This window comes from Aliamphritea ceti, from assembly GCF_024347215.1.
Taxonomy (GTDB): Bacteria; Pseudomonadota; Gammaproteobacteria; order Pseudomonadales; family Balneatricaceae; genus Amphritea; species Amphritea ceti.
This window is the reverse complement of record NZ_AP025282.1, coordinates 97,712-115,175: the sequence shown is the minus strand read 5'-3', so window position 1 is coordinate 115,175 and position 17,464 is coordinate 97,712. Positions and strand designations below refer to the sequence as shown.

Genomic DNA, 17,464 nt, shown 5'->3' with positions numbered 1-17,464 from the left:
CAACTCTAAAGCCCTGTCGAAGCAGGCTTAGCGAGGCAAAACAGCCAGTATGTTCGTTCCAATACTGGCTGTTACCGCTTCACATAAACTGGTTAATGATATTCCGCATCCACTGATGTGCCAGATCATCATGATAGCGCTTATGCCAAAGCAAACGAATGGGGACTAATGGAATCTGCTCTTTCTCTGCAAAAGGTATACGCACCGTTTCATTAACCCGGGGAGAATATTGTGACAACAGTTCTCCGCCAACCATCATCAGTTGACTGTCACAGACCGCATTCAGCGCCGTCACCATATTATTAGTCTGCAAATGCGGATTGGGAATATTCATCAGCCAGTCGGGCAGATTCTCGTCATAGAAGCCTGGCAGTATGCAATCCACATGCTTCTGAGCAATGAACTCTTCGTAACTGATGCTACTGCGCCCTGCCAGTGGATGCTTCAGGCCAAAGACACAAACAGGCAATTCTTCAGCCAGAATTCTTGAATGTATATTTGCCGGTGCTTCATTGCCAAAATTGATGATGAAATCCAGCTGGCCTGCCACCAACATATCCATGCTGTATTCTTCCAATCCCTGGATCTTCAGAGTGACCAGCGGTGCATGCTCCTGCAAATAGCTCAGCAGCGGCGTGATAAGGCTCTGCGAGATCGGATCTATCACGCTGAGGCTAAAACAGCGTTCTAATTGCATCGGATCCAGCTGAACCGGCGCCACCAGCCGCAAAATGCTGTCCAGTAAGGGCCGCATCTGCAGGTGCAGCTGCTCGGCCCTGGGGGTTGCAGCCAAACCATGCGACTGTCGGGTAAACAGTTCATCAGCAAACAGCAGCCGCAACTGGCGCAAATTACGGCTCATAGCCGGTTGCGATGAAGACAGACGATCTGCTGCACGGGTAACACTCAACTCTTCCATAAGTGCATTAAAAGCCACCAGTAAACGCAGATCGACCTGGCTTAAATCATCAAGCTTCATGACTGACTGATCTCACTCTGTGAACGGTACTTAATTTTGTATGCCAGGGTATAAAGCACGGGAACAACGATCAGAGTCAGCACAGTTGCTACGCCTAATCCAAAGCTGATTACCACCGCCATACTGGCGAAAAAATCATCAAACAACAGCGGAATCATTCCCAGTATGGTTGTAATTGCTGCCATACAAACCGGCCGCACACGGGAAACAGCAGAATCAAACACTGCAGCATAAGGTTCTTTGCCGGCGTCCAGCTCTATATTGATCTGATCAAGCAGCACGATACCATTTTTCAGTAACATACCTGAGAGGCTCAGAAAGCCCAGCATAGCCATAAAGCCAAACGGCAGATTCAGCGCCAGCAACCCAAGTGTCACCCCGGTAATTGCCAGCGGTACTGTCGCCCAGATAACCAGCGGCTTACGCACCGAGTTAAACAGCACCAGAGTAATCAGGAACATAGCCAGGAAGCCCAGTGGCATTGCCTTAAAAATCGGCGCCTGTGCATCCCGGGAGCTTTCATATTCACCGCCCCAGTCCATGCTGTAACCGGCCGGTAACTCAAGCGCTTCAATTTTCGGCTGCAAACGGCTCAGTAATGCTGCGGCAGTATCCTCTCCAAACAGATCAGGATCTGTCATTAAGGTTAAAGTACGCTTCCTGTCACGACGGACAATCAGCGAGTCTTCCCAGACAACATCAAAGTTACCCACAATCTGATCAACCGGAATCCAGCTGTTATAGCGCGGGCTCCAAATTGTCAGATCAGGCAGATTATCAATATTCAGCCGCTCGCTGTCAGGGGTTCGGGCAATGATCGGTAACAGTGTCGTGCCATCGCGATATAAACCTATATCTTTGCCGCTGAAATTCAGCTGCAGCATGGCATCCAGATCCTGCTTACTGATTCCGGCCCTACGGGCCTGCGCTTCCAGAAACTGCGGGCGAATCAGCTTAGAACGTTCACGCCAGTCATGACGAATATTCGTTGCCACCGGGTCTTCCCTGAAAACAGTAACTGCCTCACTGGCAATCTGACGTAATACATCCGGATCCGGGCCGTTAATCCTCAATTCGATTTTGGCATCCGTTGAAGGCCCGATTTCAAGGCGCTTCAATTTAAACTGAGCCTGTGGATAATTTGCTTTCAGCTCACCATCAAGATCCGCCAGGACACCCTGAATAGAGTCACTGTCGACGGTTCTGACCATCAGCTGACCATAAGCCGCATACTGCTTCTCCGGACCATAAGTCAGCATATAGCGCAGCGCTCCCTGTCCGGTCGTTGTGGCGACATACTCCACCCGTTCATCCGTCAGCAGCCAGGCCTCTATGTCCCGCATATCTTCAGCGGTAACACGAATATCGGTCCCCTGACTGCGCCAGTAATCAACCAGAAACATTGCAGTCGTCGAAGGAGGGAAGAATGCCTGCTTCACTTGTGAGAAGCTGACAACAGCCAGTACGGTCGCACCCAAGACTACCGTCAGGGTCGCCCAGCGCCAGCGCAAGCAAAGGTCCAGCAGTGATTTATAAACCACAAAGACAAATCCCTGATAAGGATCAGCCGGTGCTTCATCAGCTGTTTTCTGCTGCTCTTTAAACAACATTTCACAGAAAAATGGCGTTAGCGTAATGGCCGTGATCCATGACAGCATCAGGGAAATAAGCAGCACCCAGAACAAAGAACCGGCAAACTCACCCGTAGCATCAGGAGACAGCCCGATAGGCGCAAATGCCAGCACAGCAATAATGGTTGCGCCCAATAATGGCCACTGATTCTGTGTCACCACCTGCCGGGCAGCTTCCAGCTTAGAATAACCCCGCTGTAAATTAATCAGCATGCCCTCTGTGACAACGATGGCGTTATCCACCAGCATACCCAGCGCAATTATCAGCGCCCCCAGCGAGATACGCTGCAGGTTTAGATCCAGTACCTTCATGAAGATAAAAGAGCCCATTATCGTTAACAGCAACACTGCACTGATCAGCAAGCCGCTCTTGAAGCCCATGAAAACGAGCAACACCAGCGCAACAATCACAATTGCTGCCAGCAGGTTGTTGATAAAGTTATTCACCGATGCTTCTACTTCTACCGGCTGGTTATAGAGGGTATAAACCTCCATACCAATCGGCCGTTCATACTCCAGTTCAGCAAGACGCTGCTGCAATGCAACGCCAACATCCACAACATTCACGCCACTGCTGAACGAAACACCAACATGTAACGCCTGCTCGCCATTATAAGAGACCAGATTTTCCGGTACTTCTGCATAGCCCCGCTTAATTTCTGCCACATCCCCCAGACGAATAAGCTGCGATGAGCCCGTCTCACTGATAATCAGTCGGTTCAGCTCTGAAACATCGGTAAACTCTCCGGTCGGTGATATACGAATGTATTCACTGCCGACCCGCACGGAGCCTGCATTTGAAACAACGTTCTGAGTCGCTAGCAGGTCATAAATCCGGTCAATAGAAATGCCCAGAGAATTCAGTTTAATACGGGAAATCTCAACGATTACCCGCTCAGCCTGAGCACCGGCAACACTTACCTTGCTAACGCCATCAACCAACACCAGTTCACGGCGCAGAAAGTCGATGTAATCTTTTAGTTCTTCATAGCTATAGCCGTCGCCGGTCACGGCAAGCAGCACACCAAATACATCACCAAAGTCATCATTCACCCAGGGCGTATTAACACCCGGCGGCAATGCCCCCTGATGATCATTAACTTTACGCCGCAACTCATCCCATATCTGTCGTAACTGATCACCGGCGTAAATGCTCTTAATCTCAACGGTGATTTGTGACAGACCCGGCGATGAAATCGACTTAACTTTATCCACCCAGGCAAGCTGCTGAATCTGATTCTCCAGTGGATAAGTCACTTCTTCTTCCACCTGTTGGGCGGAAGCCCCCGGATAAGTGGTAATAACCAAAGCTTCTTTGATCGTAAATGGCGGATCTTCAAGCTGGCCCAGCCCAAAGAAAGACATCGTGCCGCCAACACCCAGCAACAGAACAAACATCCAGCTGGTGACTTTATGACGGATAAAATACTCTGCACTGTTCACTTACAGACCCCTCTCACGCTTCAGTGGACGTACTTTCATACCTTCACGTAAGTAGTTGGCACCTGCGGTAACTATAATGTCACCGGCCTCCAGGCCAGACTCAATCTGTAAGCCTTTAGCTGTCAGGCTACCCACAGTAACGTCAGCACGGTACACAGCCATATCATCAGGGTTAACTTTCCAGACCTGACGCAGCTTACTGTCAACTGGCTGGTCATCTGCAGAAATGATCGCTTCCACCGGCAACACAAAACCATTAGCGTTAACCACAAAAACCTTGCTCAGATCAAAACTGACACTTGCAGACATTCCCGGATAAATTTGCAGCGATGCCGGCCGGGGCATTTTCATCGTAATGGTATATGCCCCCGTTGCCGGATCAGCCTCCGCAGTACGCTCAAAATATTTAGCTTTAAACACTTCACTGGAATTGGCATCAAAAGTCACATCAGCAAGACTTTCTTCTGCATCAGGTAAGGTTTCCAGCGAAATAATTGACTCAGGCAACTGGAATTCGATCTCCAGTTCATCATTAGACTGCAGTACCAATACTGGCTCTTTAGCCTGTAAATTCTGGTAGTTTTCCACCAGACGCTGAGAAATCTGACCATCATAAGGCGCATGAATCTCAGTATACTGCCGGTTCAGGCGGGCCTGTTTTAAGTTAGCTTTCTTGATGCTCAGTTCAGCTGCCTTTTCGTCATACTGCGACTGTGAAACCAGCTTACGCTTCAGCATGGTTTTAATGCGCTGAAACTGCTGGTTGGCCAACTTGTATTCAGCCTGATAGCGCTGCAAGGTAACTTCAAAGTCAGTTGGGTCGAGTCGTGCCAGCAACTGTCCCTGCTTTACTTCTTCACCCTCCCTGACAGTCAGCTCAGCCAATTCGCCGGCTACCCTGAACGCCAGTTCAGTCCGGCTACTGGCTTTCACCTCAGCCGGAAATGTACGCATAGACTTATCGTCCGGACTGGTAAGCACCAAAAGCTTCGCTGGCCGGATTAATTCTTCGCCAGCGGCCTGCACCGCAGTCGTCATATTCAGACTGGCGAGGGCAGTAACCGACCAGGCAAGCCACAACTTGCGTAATTTCATGATAAATACCTGTATAAACGGAATGGATAGCTGATATCCGCGGAGTATATTTTTCCACCACAGGTAATAACATAGTCCAAAACTGATAGATGTTATTCAATAAATGGATATGTCGAGTGATATAGCCGTAATACAGGCGTGAATCTGTACGGAAAAAATACGCAAATGAGTACACACGCCTTTGAACAAAGACGGTGAATTACTAATAAGGTAAGAAATATGTGTGAGAAAAAGAATCAATTTTTAGTGCCAACAGGCACCTTCACAACTCATCGAATGAATTGCTTCTGAAAGACGAAACCCCGCAATCGCGAAGTTAAGCTGTCACTGTGCTCAATAACCGATAATAACAGCTACTGGATTAAGCCTCTGGAGCTGCCGCCTGTTCTGCCAGCTTTTCCCGATCAGCCTTAGAGATATATTTAGGTTTACCCGACAAACTACGGCGCTTAGCAGTCGCTTTCTTAGTTTGCTTGCGGACAAGCCCTTCCACTTTAGTGCGTTTATTCATTTCGGACCTCACCTAAATAAAATTCACATTACACATGCATACAGCGCGCTGCTACACAGATTAGGAATCTATTACTTTAACCAAATTTCAGGCAAAAAAAATCCCGGCGCTCTTTGTTACAAGAATCAGCCAGGATGATTTTGTTCTTAAGTGGTGCCCGGACGCGGAATCGAACCACGGACACGAGGATTTTCAATCCTCTGCTCTACCGACTGAGCTATCCGGGCACTTAAGAGGTGCGTATTAAACTGATTTCGCGGCGCAGTGTCAACAGCTAATCACTGCTTTTCTGCAATCTTGTCATTCTCTGGAATAACTTCGTGAAACCTGGCGATTAAAACGCTTAAAAATTGATCACTTAGACGGTGGTACGTAACCTTCGGCCTTCTCGTAATCACCGCCATCCATAAACTTCTGCAATTCAGACTGCAGGAATTCGCGGGTCTTAGGATCCATCATGCTCAGATGCTTCTCATTAATGATCATCGTCTGATGGTTAGTCCATTCCTGCCAGGCTTTTTTGGAAACAGTGTCGTAAATGTCTTTGCCTTTAGGGCCCGGATACGGCGGATTGTCCAAACCTTCAAGCTCTTCTTTGTACTTACGGCACATTACGGTGCGGGTCATGATGTTCTCCAGAATTACTTTCGTGCCTGCAGCAGCTTCTTAACCGGGGCTGCCAGGCCAATCTTTTGCGGTTGGCTGATGTTATACCAGAGTGTCGCTGCGCCTTCCATGACACTATTTGTAGGGGCTTTACGTAATTTCACCTGCATCGGGGTTATATCCAGATGAAAATGACTGAAAGTATGCCGCAAAGGTGCCAATGGTTCAGCGCTGTCCAGATCAAGTGGCAAACCGGTTTCCTGTTCTGCATCCCGCAGATCCTGAGTTTCAGGTAAGCCCCACAAACCACCCCACAGACCTGTTGGCGGACGCTGATACATCAGAACATTGTCATCGCTGTCGGTAATGATCAGCATCAGGGTTTGTTTAACCGGTAAGACTTTTTTCGGCCTTGAAGCCGGCAACTCATGAGTACGGTTTTGCGCCAGCGCCTGGCAACCTGTTTGCAACGGACAAAGCAGACACGCAGGCTTACTGCGGGTACAAAGTGTCGCACCCATATCCATCATCGCCTGAGTATAGTCCCCACAACGGCTGGCTGGTGTGTTCAGCTCAGCAAACTCCCACATGCCTTGCATCACTTTATTATTCCCGGGCCAGCCCTCTACTGCATAGTAACGGGCCAGCACGCGCTTAACATTGCCATCCAGAATCGCCGCACGACGACCGCCGGCAATCGAAGCAATCGCGCCCGCGGTGGAGCGACCAATACCCGGCAGGCTTTCCAGATCGTCAACCTCTACCGGAAATTCACCACCAAATTCACTCACTACCATTTGCGCGGCCTTATGCAGATTGCGTGCCCGGGCGTAATAGCCAAGGCCAGTCCATAAGTGCAATACGTCATCAATATCGGCAGCTGCCAGATCCTGAACGGTCGGAAACTGCTCACGAAAACGCTGAAAATAGGGGATAACTGTGGTTACCTGAGTTTGCTGCAGCATGATTTCAGATAACCAGGTGAAGTAGGCGGTCTTCTCTGCCTGCCAGGGCAAATCATGCCGCCCATGCTCATCAAACCAGTCGAGTACAGCCGCCGCAAATGGCGGCTGGATCGCAGTTGAGTCTTCGCGTTGAGCTAAATTATTAGTTGCGCTTTTAATTGAAAAGACCTTTTAATAAACCTTTGGTTTCATCACCCAGCTTATCCTTCAGGGCTTCTTCCACTTTTGCTTTAGCCTTAGTTTCTACTTCAGCTTTCAGTTTCTTTTTCAGCTGTGCCTTAATGACATCTTCAATCACGCTCAGGTCTGGCTTACACAGCTTGGCAGGATCGTCATCAAAACTACCTTTACAATCCACCGGCCATTCCACACCTTCCAGTGCGTTATTCACCGAACAGGTTTGCTTGAACAGGTTCTCTTCAATGGTCAGGCCTAAACGGTAATCCAGGCTGGACGCCGGCACATTCACTTTACCAGCGCCTTTTAGCGTAATTGCATCAAGTTCAGCCTTCAGGTCGCGGTTATCCACAAGACCATTCTTAATCTTAAAATTACCGTTCAAATTCGCAAAAGGCGTGGACTGATCAACCTGATCTGAATTCAGACCCAGACTGCCAACAGTATTGAAGCCCTGACAAATCGTCTGAGCAATACCGATACCTTTAATTTCACCGTCTTTCATATTCACGGATGCAGTACCCGTCATACTGTTCACGATGTCATACACCGAGCGACCACGGGTATTTACGTCAGATTTGCTGCTCAGCGAACCGGTAATGCGATCTACCTGCGCCAGATCATTGAGTAAATCGCCTATCTGGATATTGCTGATATTCTTTTTAGTGTTCATCTTCACCGGAGACTTACGCACATCCAGGGTGAGGCTGTTACGCACTGTACCACCATACAGATCAGCATTTATCTTGCTGGCCTTCACCAAACCATTATGGGCGGCCACGTCCAGCAGCAGGTTGTTAACGGTCAGACCCGACACCAGCAGCTTTTGCAGCCCAATAGTCGCATCTACATTCAGGCCCATAAGTGGCTCAACCGGAATAACCGGTTCTTTGGAATAACGCTCGCCATCAGAACCGGCAGCGGCTGCAGATCCGTCTGAACCCGTTGCATCACCGGAAGCGGCTTCGCCTTCCGCTTTTGGCGGCATATAGCGGTCAGCATCAATGCTGTCGCCTTTCAGATTCAGCGCCAGCGCACTGTCGGTAAGATTAACCGCAATCTGGCCGTTAAACGTCGTGTCATCAAGCTTTAACTGCAGCTGTTCCAGCACCAGCGTATTGGCCGGGCCTGCCAGTTTAGTATTCAGGCTGATCGCTTTAAGTACATTTGGATCAGTTGTTTCTATTGCCGCCTGCCCTAAAGCATCCATCAAAGCATTCAGCTCAAAGCTGGCAACTGCTAAATCACCGCTAAAAGCAGGCTTGGCAAAGTTATCCACAGTCACGTTACCGTTAGCTGCCAGGTTCGCCAGTTTCAGCGTTAGTCCCTGCAGGCTAACCTGCTGCTTAGCTACATCGGCAGTAATGTCTGCATTTAGCTCCAGCGGTACGGTTTTGCCATTAAAAGCAGCGCCCTGTAACCCCAGCGTGCTGTTCAGGCCTTTAATCTGATACAGCTGTTTTTCCAAATCCAGGAAGAACTCAGCATCCAGCTTTGCAGCCACCGTCATTTGTTTTTCACTGCCCTGATACTGTTCAGCGTTAAAGCTCAGCTGGGCAGGGAAGAAAGCATTAGTAACGACTTTACCGGAAGCCACATTCAAATCAGACAGCTGAATTTTGCTGGCAGCGGTTTTATCGGTGTAAGTAAGCTGACCATTGGTAATCGCAATGCTTTCGATATCCAGCGCCAGCGCTGCACCGGAGCCTGATTCCACGGTGCTTTCATCAGCAACGTCTGCAGTAGCATCTTCAGCAGGCTTTTCAGCATTGGCGGAAGCAGCAGCATCTGCAGCTTGCGGTGCCGACCAGTTATTCGAAGTAGGGGATTCAGCGATCAGATCCAACTGCAGGCCATCCAGCACAACACTTTTCATCTTCACGTTACCAGACAGCAAAGCAGGCAATTCAACTGCAACCTGTGCCTGATTTAGTGCTGCAAACTGTGGCTTACCCGGGTAGCTAACCTGAATCTGATTGATTTTCAGACCCAGCCAGGGGAATACCGACCAGTCAATATCACCACCGATCTGCAACTCGACTCCGCCGTTATCCAGCGCCAGCTGTTCGATTTCCTGCTTGTATTCATTTGGGTCAAATACGGTGCTGAGCAAAATCCCGCCGGCAACCACCAGCACAACCAGCAGGGCGACTATTCCGCCGACCAGCTTCAATAAAGTCTTCATGAATCCTCCTTGTGCTCACCGCTAACCAACTGAAAGCAGAGCTGTTTAATAAAGAATGATAACTCCATAAATAGTAGCTGTCAGGCATTAAGAAAATCTTAACGGCGGCAATTTTGTTACGCAGACAGATACAACACTGAAAGTATTAGTCGACTGCATTACCAGAGCCGCCAAACTGCATATCGAAAGTGTAACCAAGAGATGCGCATTCTCTGAACAATGCGGGTATAATGCGCCGTCTGGAAGCATTGCCAAGCCAATGCCTTTTTTCCAGCCTTTTACTAGCATGGATACTGCAGTCACTTACGAGCACGTCTCGCTGCATTATTCGCCAAGCGGAGAGCAACAATGGCTGAACGTAAAGCCGCCGTCACCCGTGACACCCTGGAAACCCAGATCAGCGTAGCCGTGAATCTGGACGGTACTGGCCAACTTGATGTTGATACCGGCGTACCTTTCTTAGAGCACATGCTGGATCAGATCGCCCGTCATGGCCTGATCGATATGAAGATCCATGCCAAAGGTGACAACCATATCGACGACCATCACACCGTTGAAGATATCGGTATTACGTTAGGTCAGGCATTCGCACAGGCCGTTGGCGATAAGAAAGGTATCATGCGTTATGGCCACGCTTACTGCCCGCTGGACGAAGCACTGTCCCGTGTGGTTATCGACTTCTCCGGCCGTCCGGGCCTGGATATGAAAGTCGAATTTACCCGTGCCAACATCGGCCGTTTTGACGTACAGCTGTTCTGGGAATTTTTCCAGGGCTTCGTCAATCACGCTGGCGTGACCCTGCATATCGATAACCTGAAGGGCTTTAACGCTCACCACCAGGCGGAGACCATCTTCAAGGCGTTTGGCCGGGCGATGCGTAATGCACTGGAAGTCGACAGCCGTGCTGCCGACCGGATTCCTTCGACCAAGGGCTCCCTGTAATTATTCAGAATAAGGTTCAGCAATGAGCACTATCGCAGTAATAGATTATGGTATGGGCAACCTGCACTCGGTTGCCAAAGCGCTGGAGCACGTAGGCGACGGCGTTGAAGTATGGGTCACCGCAGACCCTGAAAAAGTCCGCTCCGCTGACCGGGTTTTATTACCCGGTGTTGGCGCTATCCGCGACTGTATGGCTGAGATCCGCCGCTTAGGCGTTGATCAGGAAGTAGCGGAAGCCATTGCTTCCGGTAAGCCATTCCTGGGTATCTGTGTCGGCTATCAGGCACTGATGCAGCATTCAGAAGAAAACGGCGGCGTTGACTGTCTCGGCCACTTTGAGGGTAATGTAAATTACTTCGGTGACGAACTGAAAGAAGCAGGCGAACGCCTGAAAGTCCCTCATATGGGCTGGAATCAGGTTGAACAAACCATCGACCACCCACTGTGGGCTGACATTCCGGATAACAGCCGGTTTTACTTCGTACACAGCTACTATGTAAAAGCACAGCAGGCAGAACTGGTTGCAGGTCGCACCCGCTACGGTGTGGACTGTGACGTTGCCATGGCACGGGACAATGTCTTCATGACGCAGTTTCACCCGGAAAAAAGCCATACAGTTGGTCTGCAGTTACTGAAAAACTTCCTCAACTGGAACGGCAAGGTATAAAGGGTACGCATCATGGCTTTAGCAAAACGCATTATTCCCTGTCTGGATGTTGAAAACGGCCGCGTTGTAAAAGGCGTACAGTTCCTTGATATCCGCGACGCCGGCGACCCGGTTGAAGTAGCCAAACGCTACGACGAGCAGGGCGCTGACGAAATTACCTTCCTCGATATCACGGCAACCCATGAAGGCCGCGACACTATGGTACATACCGTAGAACGCATGGCTTCACAGGTATTTATTCCACTGACAGTCGGCGGTGGCATCCGTACCTGTGACGATATCCGCACTATGCTCAATGCCGGTGCTGATAAGGTATCGATTAACAGTGCAGCGGTATTCAACCCTGAATTCGTCCGTGAAGCAGCTGAACGTTTTGGTTCACAGTGCATCGTGGTAGCCATCGACGCTAAAAAAGTGTCCCAGCCCGGCGAAACCGACAAGTGGGAGATTTTCACCCACGGCGGCCGTAAACCAACCGGCATTGATGCGGTTGAGTGGGCAAAGAAAATGGTCGAACTGGGCGCTGGTGAAATCCTGCTGACTTCGATGGATCAGGACGGCGTTAAAAACGGTTACGACCTGGGTGTGACCCGTGCCATCAGTGAGGCGGTTAACGTACCGGTTATCGCTTCTGGCGGTGTTGGTAATCTGGATCATCTGGTTGCCGGTTGTATTGAAGGCAAGGCAGATGCGGTTTTGGCTGCGTCTATCTTCCATTTCAATGAGTACAGTATTCCGGAAGCCAAGAAGTACATGCAGGAGAAGGGGATCGAGGTGCGCCTCTGATCGCTCTTTTTGCTATTAAACGGTCGCTATTATGCGGCCGTTTTTTTCGTCTAAAGTTTTTTTACAAAAGGGTAGTAGGGTTAATTACTCTGTCGTTATTTCGGTGCTGGATTTTTAATTCGGATGGTTTTATTCGACTGCGCCGAATGGCAGGCTGATGGATGGGGTGTTTTATTTGTTTTTGTGCTGAGTTTTAATTGAGATGATCTTTTCGCTTACGCGACTCAAGACCTTTAAACGGCTAAAGGTCTTAAGAATCTAAAGGCCGCCCCAATGCTTGTCCGGCTACGCCGGATCCCCTGCGCGTTTCACGCTTGAATGGCGCTACAAAAACTCGACCGCTACGCACTCTCAAACAGTTTGTAACGCTGATCATTCAATCGCTGCAATGCTCCGCAGCGCATAAGGGGAAGAGGGGTGCAGGACTCAAGTGCTTCACTTCGATATCACAAAAAACAAAGTCTAATCACGTTCTTCAAGACGCGTTAGCAAAAAAGATCATCCAAATTCAACAGACTGTTAAAAACTATATAGATACACTGTTATTCATGGTTGTTGCTGATTACACAAATATCATATTGTATAAACGGAAATGCTTCCCGTAAAAAATAATATAGCTATGCCAATAATAAGGCCTATTAATGGCCCTCTCATAGTATCTTCATATATAGCAAATATTGCTTGGGAAATCGGTGGAAAAATAAAATTCAGTACACAGCAAAGAAAGGAAACATGAATACCCCTTGCAACAGACCAGACCCATGCAATGAAAAGAATCGTAAATCCTAAAAATTCCATTTATAAACATCCCTTACACGTAGACCTAGAAATATAGAGCCAAACCTATTATCACTTACAAGCACTTCAATTTATCACAGCGAAAAACCCTGTACATAAACGGAAAGATTTAAATTTATTCATTACTTAACAAACCTAGCTTCAACTTAGTCCACTTATACACGATAGAAAGAGTCTTAACTTAGTGGAACAATGCAGTTCATCATTTTAAGTGAAAATCGCTGAAACACTTCAGAATCATCTACAAGCGCTGGCATCTCAGGTTCAATACTTTTTTTGCAGCCTGGAATCAAAGACTGGGCTAGCTTGAAACAACCTTCATATAAGCTCCCTTCTTGAGTCATTCCTGATTTTTCGTAGCAAAGGCCATCTGCTTGAGCAGCTGCAAAATCTAATATCGAATTTGACGATGCTGGATTGTTTTGAAGATCTGAAACATCAATATTGGGGACTACATTACTTTGGCTAAACTGGGCGTCATAAACATAGTATCCGCCAGCTGATATTAGAATTAAAAAAAACAAACCTTTCATTAGAAATCCTTCTCAAATAAAAATATAAAAACGTAATTTATACCGTCAGCAGTTTATAAACTTGCCTTTCTTATGGCAGTTATTCGGTTCAATATTGAAACATTAGTTGTAAACCCTATCAAGCTAAACCAGCCACCATCCTACAGGATATTCAACCTGCATCTACTAAAAAACCATATGAACAAGTGGCTGATTTATATAACATTATCTACTGGCACGGCCTCAATTATCCCCTTCTGCGAAGCCGAGTATTGCAGTGAGTAACAGATCTGCCGGATGAATTGTTTGAGAGCGCGAAGCGGTCGAGTTTTCAGGAGGCCTGTTGCTCGCGAAACACGCAGGGTATCCGGCGTAGCCGGACGAGCGGTGGGGCCGCGTTTAGATTCTTAAGACTTTTGCGCGGTTCCAAAAGTCTTGAGTCGCGTAAGCGAAAAAGATCATCCCAAATACCAGCCAGCAGGCGAAAAAAGAAACACACCAACCTCCAAATACCTCCGTCGCGTAAGCGAAAAAGATCATCTGAAACCTCAGCCGGCAGGCAAACAAGGAAATACATCAACCCTATAAGAAGCCCCCTGTCACGCCAGCGACAAATACAAGCCAACCCAGCACCAACTATTGCCACATATCACCCTAAAACAACCTTAAACGATTAACTATTCCGCCCACTCCAAGAGTTCTGTCATAATGGTGTCATCTAAATTCAGTTAAATGATGCTGTAGCCCACAAAGCTACTCCGCAAAGGAAAACGCCCGTGTCTTTTACCAACAGCCAACGCTTTTATCCTGAAACCCGTATGCGCCGTATGCGTGCAGACGACTTCTCCCGCCGCCTGATGCGTGAAAATGTGCTTACTGTCAACGATCTGATCTACCCTATGTTCGTCATCGAAGGGGAGAATCAGCGTGAAGCAGTGCCATCTATGCCGGGTGTCGAACGTTTAAGTATCGACCTGTTAGTGAAAGAAGCAGCTGAACTGGTTGCGCTAGGCATTCCTGCAATTGCATTGTTTCCGGTAACGCCTTTGTCGGCAAAGTCTGAGTTTGCGGAAGAATCTTACAACCCGGATGGTCTGGCACAGCGTGCTGTTAAAGCACTCAAAGATGCTCAACCAGATCTGGGGATCATGACCGATGTAGCACTAGACCCGTTCACCACCCACGGTCAGGACGGCATCATTGATACCAACGGTTATGTGATCAACGACCGTACAATTGAAACCTTAGTTTTACAGGCCCAGTCCCATGCTGAAGCCGGTGCCGATATCGTCGCACCGAGTGACATGATGGACGGCCGGATTGCCTGTATCCGGGATATTCTGGAAGCCGGTGGCTTCGTAAATACTAAGATCATGGCCTATTCAGCCAAATATGCGAGTGCTTACTACGGACCTTTCCGTGACGCAGTAGGCTCCGCGAGCAACCTGGGCAAGAGTAACAAGTTCAGCTACCAGATGGACCCTGCCAACAGCGATGAAGCATTGCATGAAGTTGCTCTGGATCTGGCAGAAGGCGCTGACATGGTAATGATCAAGCCAGGTATGCCTTATCTGGATATTGTCCGCCGGGTTAAAGATGAGCTGAAAGCTCCTACTTTTGTGTATCAGGTGAGCGGTGAGTACGCCATGCATATGGCAGCCTTCCAGAATGGCTGGCTGGATGAGCGCTCCGCGATGATGGAATCCCTTACCTGTATTAAACGTGCAGGCTGCGACGGCATTCTGACCTATTTTGCCAAACGCGCTGCACAGTTACTTAACGAATAACACCGTTTCGGCGGGCTGCAGAAGCGGACTGCCGGATATACACTCGCAAGGGTCAAGCGAGGGTGACGAACTAAGGATAAACAGATGACAGAGCTCCAGACTGAGCAAAAAACCAAGCACGATATGGCGACAGATACCGCAGTTAGTGAAGAACTCAGTAAAGAAGCCCAGGAAGCCTCGATTGCTTTGGTAGAAAGCCGTGAAGCAATTCCGGTCACTGAGCCTGTTGAAGAGCCTCCGATGGATCTGAAAGCCCCCGAGCTTTATATCAATCGTGAGCTTAGTCATCTGCAGTTCAACATTCGGGTGCTTGAACAGGCCCTGGATGAATCACATCCGCTGATGGAACGCCTGATGTTCTTGCTGATATTTTCCAGCAACCTGGACGAGTTTTTCGAAATCCGGGTCGCGGAAATGATGCGTCAGCTCAAGTACGGCCGTGAAGCTGCCGGACCGGATGCGTTGCATCCGCAGACGGTTATCACCCGAATTCTGCAAATCTGTAATACCCATGTAGATCGCCAGTACAAAATACTCAACGAGACAATTTTTCCGGCCCTGGAAAAGCACAACGTTCACTTCCTGCGTCGCCGGTTGTGGAACGATGAGCAAACCGCCTGGGTTAAAAACTACTTCGAAGAGAAAGTACTGCCGGTCGTCAGCCCTATCGGGCTTGATCCTTCGCACCCGTTTCCACGCCTGATCAACAAAAGCCTTAACTTCATTGTTGAACTGGATGGCAAAGATGCCTTTGGCCGGGAAAGCGGCATGGCAATCATACCTGCGCCACGCTCGTTGCCACGCCTGATTCGACTGCCGGATAATCTTTGTGACGGCGGTGACAACCTGATTTTCCTGTCATCCATCATTCATGAATTTGCTGAAGATCTGTTCCCGGGAATGAAAGTTAAGGGCTGTTACCAGTTCCGTATCACCCGTAATGCGGACTTAAGTTTCGACTCAGAAGAAGTGGAAGATTTAGCCCGCACGCTACGTGGCGAATTGCACTCCCGTAAGTATGGTGATGCGGTACGTCTGGAAGTAGACCAACGCACCCCTGAAAATCTGATTAACTTCCTGCTGCGTGAGTTTAATCTGGATGAAACCCATACATTCCGGGTCGATGGTCCAGTTAACCTGACGCGAATGATGTCTGTCCGGGATCTGGCGAATCACAAAGATCTTCGCTGGAAGCCTTTCACCCCGGGCATCAACAACAAGCTAAAACTGAAGCAGGGAAATATTTTTGATGCACTGCGCGTTAAAGATTATCTGCTGCATCACCCGTTCCAGTCATTTGCGCCAGTTGTCGATCTGCTGCGGCAGGCGGCTAAAGACCCTCAGGTCATTGCGATCAAACAAACCCTTTACCGGACCGGCGTTAACTCCGACATCGTTAATGCATTGGTTGAAGCCGCACGCAGTGGTAAAGAAGTTACCGTCGTCATTGAGCTACGGGCTCGTTTTGACGAAGAAAGTAACCTGCATCTGGCCAGCCGCTTGCAGGAAGCAGGCGCTCTTGTGGTTTACGGTGTGGTTGACTGTAAAACCCACGCCAAGATGATGCTGGTTGTACGCCGCGAGGACACCCGCCTGGTACGTTACGTTCACCTTGGCACCGGCAACTATCACTCAGGTACTGCGCGTTTGTATACCGACTACAGCTACCTGACCAGCGATGCAGATGTCGGTGAAGATGTTCACAAGATATTCCAGCAACTGACAGGCATGGGTAAAATCCTGCGGTTAAAGAAACTCTACAATGCACCGTTTACGTTGCATTCGAAAATGCTCGAGCTAATTAGCCGCGAAACCAAACTCGGCAAAGCAGGCCATATCGTCATTAAAGTAAATGGCCTGACAGAGCCTCAGCTGATCCGTGGGCTGTATAAAGCCTCGCAGGCGGGTGTGAAGATAGAACTGATCGTGAGGGGCATGTGTCGCCTGCGCCCGGGCCTGCCAGGAATTTCAGAAAACATTACCGTACGCTCCATTGTTGGTCGTTTCCTGGAACACACCCGGGTTTACTACTTTGGCAACAAAGGTGATCCGGAAGTATTCTGCTCCAGCGCTGACTGGATGGAACGTAACATGCTTAACCGGGTAGAAACCTGTTTCCCGCTATACGGAAAATATGCCGAACGGGTTAAAAAAGACCTCGATCTTTACCTCGCCGATAACAGCCACAGCTGGGCGTTGCACTCCGATGGCAGCTATACCCTGAATCAACCGGAAGAAGGCGAAGAAACCATCAGCGCCCAGAGTCAGGTTCTTAGCGAATACGCCAGCTAATTCATTGTTTCTTATAAGAAAACCAGGAAACAGCGACTAATATCGCTGTTCCTGATTTTCACCAGTTTTAGCATATTCACCACAAAAC

At 48.8% G+C, this 17,464-nt stretch carries 13 protein-coding genes and 1 tRNA gene; 5 read left to right on the top strand and 9 right to left on the bottom strand.

The window, feature by feature from the left end; genetic code table 11:
* Nucleotides 1–79: 79 nt before the first annotated feature.
* The 8 genes from OCU49_RS00495 to OCU49_RS00460 all read right to left on the bottom strand — a co-directional run bounded on the left by OCU49_RS00495 (nt 80) and on the right by OCU49_RS00460 (nt 9,592).
* Nucleotides 80–979, bottom strand: a complete 900-nt coding sequence (locus OCU49_RS00495) for a LysR family transcriptional regulator (protein WP_261843069.1) — start codon at nt 977–979, stop codon at nt 80–82.
* Nucleotides 976–4,053 carry an efflux RND transporter permease subunit gene (locus tag OCU49_RS00490; protein ID WP_261843068.1) on the bottom strand — a complete coding sequence of 1,026 codons (3,078 nt, stop codon included), beginning with the start codon at nt 4,051–4,053 and terminating at the stop codon, nt 976–978. Before OCU49_RS00490 ends, OCU49_RS00495 begins: the two co-directional genes overlap by 4 nt.
* Nucleotides 4,054–5,148 (bottom strand): efflux RND transporter periplasmic adaptor subunit, encoded by a 1,095-nt coding sequence (locus OCU49_RS00485; RefSeq protein ID WP_261843067.1) that lies wholly within the window; start codon nt 5,146–5,148, stop codon nt 4,054–4,056.
* Between the two features lie 361 nt (nt 5,149–5,509).
* Nucleotides 5,510–5,659 (bottom strand): DUF2986 domain-containing protein, encoded by a 150-nt coding sequence (locus tag OCU49_RS00480; RefSeq protein WP_261843066.1) that lies wholly within the window; start codon nt 5,657–5,659, stop codon nt 5,510–5,512.
* Nucleotides 5,660–5,810: 151 nt separating this feature from the next.
* Nucleotides 5,811–5,886: transfer RNA gene (locus OCU49_RS00475), tRNA-Phe, on the bottom strand.
* 127 nt (nt 5,887–6,013) lie between these two features.
* Entirely contained in the window at nt 6,014–6,286 is a 273-nt protein-coding gene (locus OCU49_RS00470) for an oxidative damage protection protein (protein WP_261843065.1), read from the bottom strand.
* Nucleotides 6,287–6,300: 14 nt separating this feature from the next.
* Nucleotides 6,301–7,341, bottom strand: coding sequence for an A/G-specific adenine glycosylase (mutY, locus tag OCU49_RS00465; RefSeq protein ID WP_261845290.1), 1,041 nt, complete (start codon nt 7,339–7,341; stop codon nt 6,301–6,303).
* 43 nt (nt 7,342–7,384) lie between these two features.
* Nucleotides 7,385–9,592 (bottom strand): AsmA family protein, encoded by a 2,208-nt coding sequence (locus tag OCU49_RS00460; protein WP_261843064.1) that lies wholly within the window; start codon nt 9,590–9,592, stop codon nt 7,385–7,387.
* 348 nt (nt 9,593–9,940) lie between these two features.
* Here OCU49_RS00460 and hisB point away from each other — a divergent pair, with 348 nt between their 5' ends.
* The 3 genes from hisB to hisF are packed head-to-tail and all read left to right on the top strand — an operon-like array spanning nt 9,941 to nt 11,987.
* Nucleotides 9,941–10,534, top strand: coding sequence for an imidazoleglycerol-phosphate dehydratase HisB (hisB, locus tag OCU49_RS00455; protein WP_261843063.1), 594 nt, complete (start codon nt 9,941–9,943; stop codon nt 10,532–10,534).
* A gap of 22 nt (nt 10,535–10,556) precedes the next feature.
* Complete coding sequence (hisH, locus tag OCU49_RS00450; RefSeq protein ID WP_261843062.1) at nt 10,557–11,201, top strand: imidazole glycerol phosphate synthase subunit HisH; 645 nt, start codon at nt 10,557–10,559, stop codon at nt 11,199–11,201.
* Between the two features lie 12 nt (nt 11,202–11,213).
* Complete coding sequence (hisF, locus tag OCU49_RS00445) at nt 11,214–11,987, top strand: imidazole glycerol phosphate synthase subunit HisF (protein WP_261843061.1); 774 nt, start codon at nt 11,214–11,216, stop codon at nt 11,985–11,987.
* 974 nt (nt 11,988–12,961) lie between these two features.
* On the opposite strand, the gene OCU49_RS00440 is transcribed toward hisF, so the two are convergent.
* The gene (locus OCU49_RS00440) at nt 12,962–13,318 is read right to left on the bottom strand and encodes a hypothetical protein (protein WP_261843060.1); all 357 of its coding nucleotides are present in this window, start codon (nt 13,316–13,318) and stop codon (nt 12,962–12,964) included.
* A gap of 755 nt (nt 13,319–14,073) precedes the next feature.
* On the opposite strand from OCU49_RS00440, the gene hemB reads away from it, so the two are divergent.
* Together hemB and ppk1 are read left to right on the top strand one after the other, a co-directional pair.
* Nucleotides 14,074–15,084 (top strand): porphobilinogen synthase, encoded by a 1,011-nt coding sequence (hemB, locus tag OCU49_RS00435; RefSeq protein WP_261843059.1) that lies wholly within the window; start codon nt 14,074–14,076, stop codon nt 15,082–15,084.
* Nucleotides 15,085–15,168: 84 nt separating this feature from the next.
* Nucleotides 15,169–17,376, top strand: coding sequence for a polyphosphate kinase 1 (gene ppk1, locus OCU49_RS00430; protein ID WP_376787886.1), 2,208 nt, complete (start codon nt 15,169–15,171; stop codon nt 17,374–17,376).
* Nucleotides 17,377–17,464 lie beyond the last annotated feature (88 nt).

Bases quoted from the DNA above. Each gene is read 5' to 3' on its own strand.
- hisB (WP_261843063.1), top strand. From the start codon at position 9,941: ATGGCTGAACGTAAAGCCGCCGTCACCCGTGACACCCTGGAAACCCAG.
- ppk1 (WP_376787886.1), top strand. From the start codon at position 15,169: ATGACAGAGCTCCAGACTGAGCAAAAAACCAAGCACGATATGGCGACA.
- OCU49_RS00460 (WP_261843064.1), bottom strand. From the start codon at position 9,592: ATGAAGACTTTATTGAAGCTGGTCGGCGGAATAGTCGCCCTGCTGGTT.
- OCU49_RS00480 (WP_261843066.1), bottom strand. From the start codon at position 5,659: ATGAATAAACGCACTAAAGTGGAAGGGCTTGTCCGCAAGCAAACTAAG.
- OCU49_RS00495 (WP_261843069.1), bottom strand. From the start codon at position 979: ATGAAGCTTGATGATTTAAGCCAGGTCGATCTGCGTTTACTGGTGGCT.
- OCU49_RS00440 (WP_261843060.1), bottom strand. From the start codon at position 13,318: ATGAAAGGTTTGTTTTTTTTAATTCTAATATCAGCTGGCGGATACTAT.
- hisH (WP_261843062.1), top strand. From the start codon at position 10,557: ATGAGCACTATCGCAGTAATAGATTATGGTATGGGCAACCTGCACTCG.
- OCU49_RS00485 (WP_261843067.1), bottom strand. From the start codon at position 5,148: ATGAAATTACGCAAGTTGTGGCTTGCCTGGTCGGTTACTGCCCTCGCC.
- hisF (WP_261843061.1), top strand. From the start codon at position 11,214: ATGGCTTTAGCAAAACGCATTATTCCCTGTCTGGATGTTGAAAACGGC.
- OCU49_RS00470 (WP_261843065.1), bottom strand. From the start codon at position 6,286: ATGACCCGCACCGTAATGTGCCGTAAGTACAAAGAAGAGCTTGAAGGT.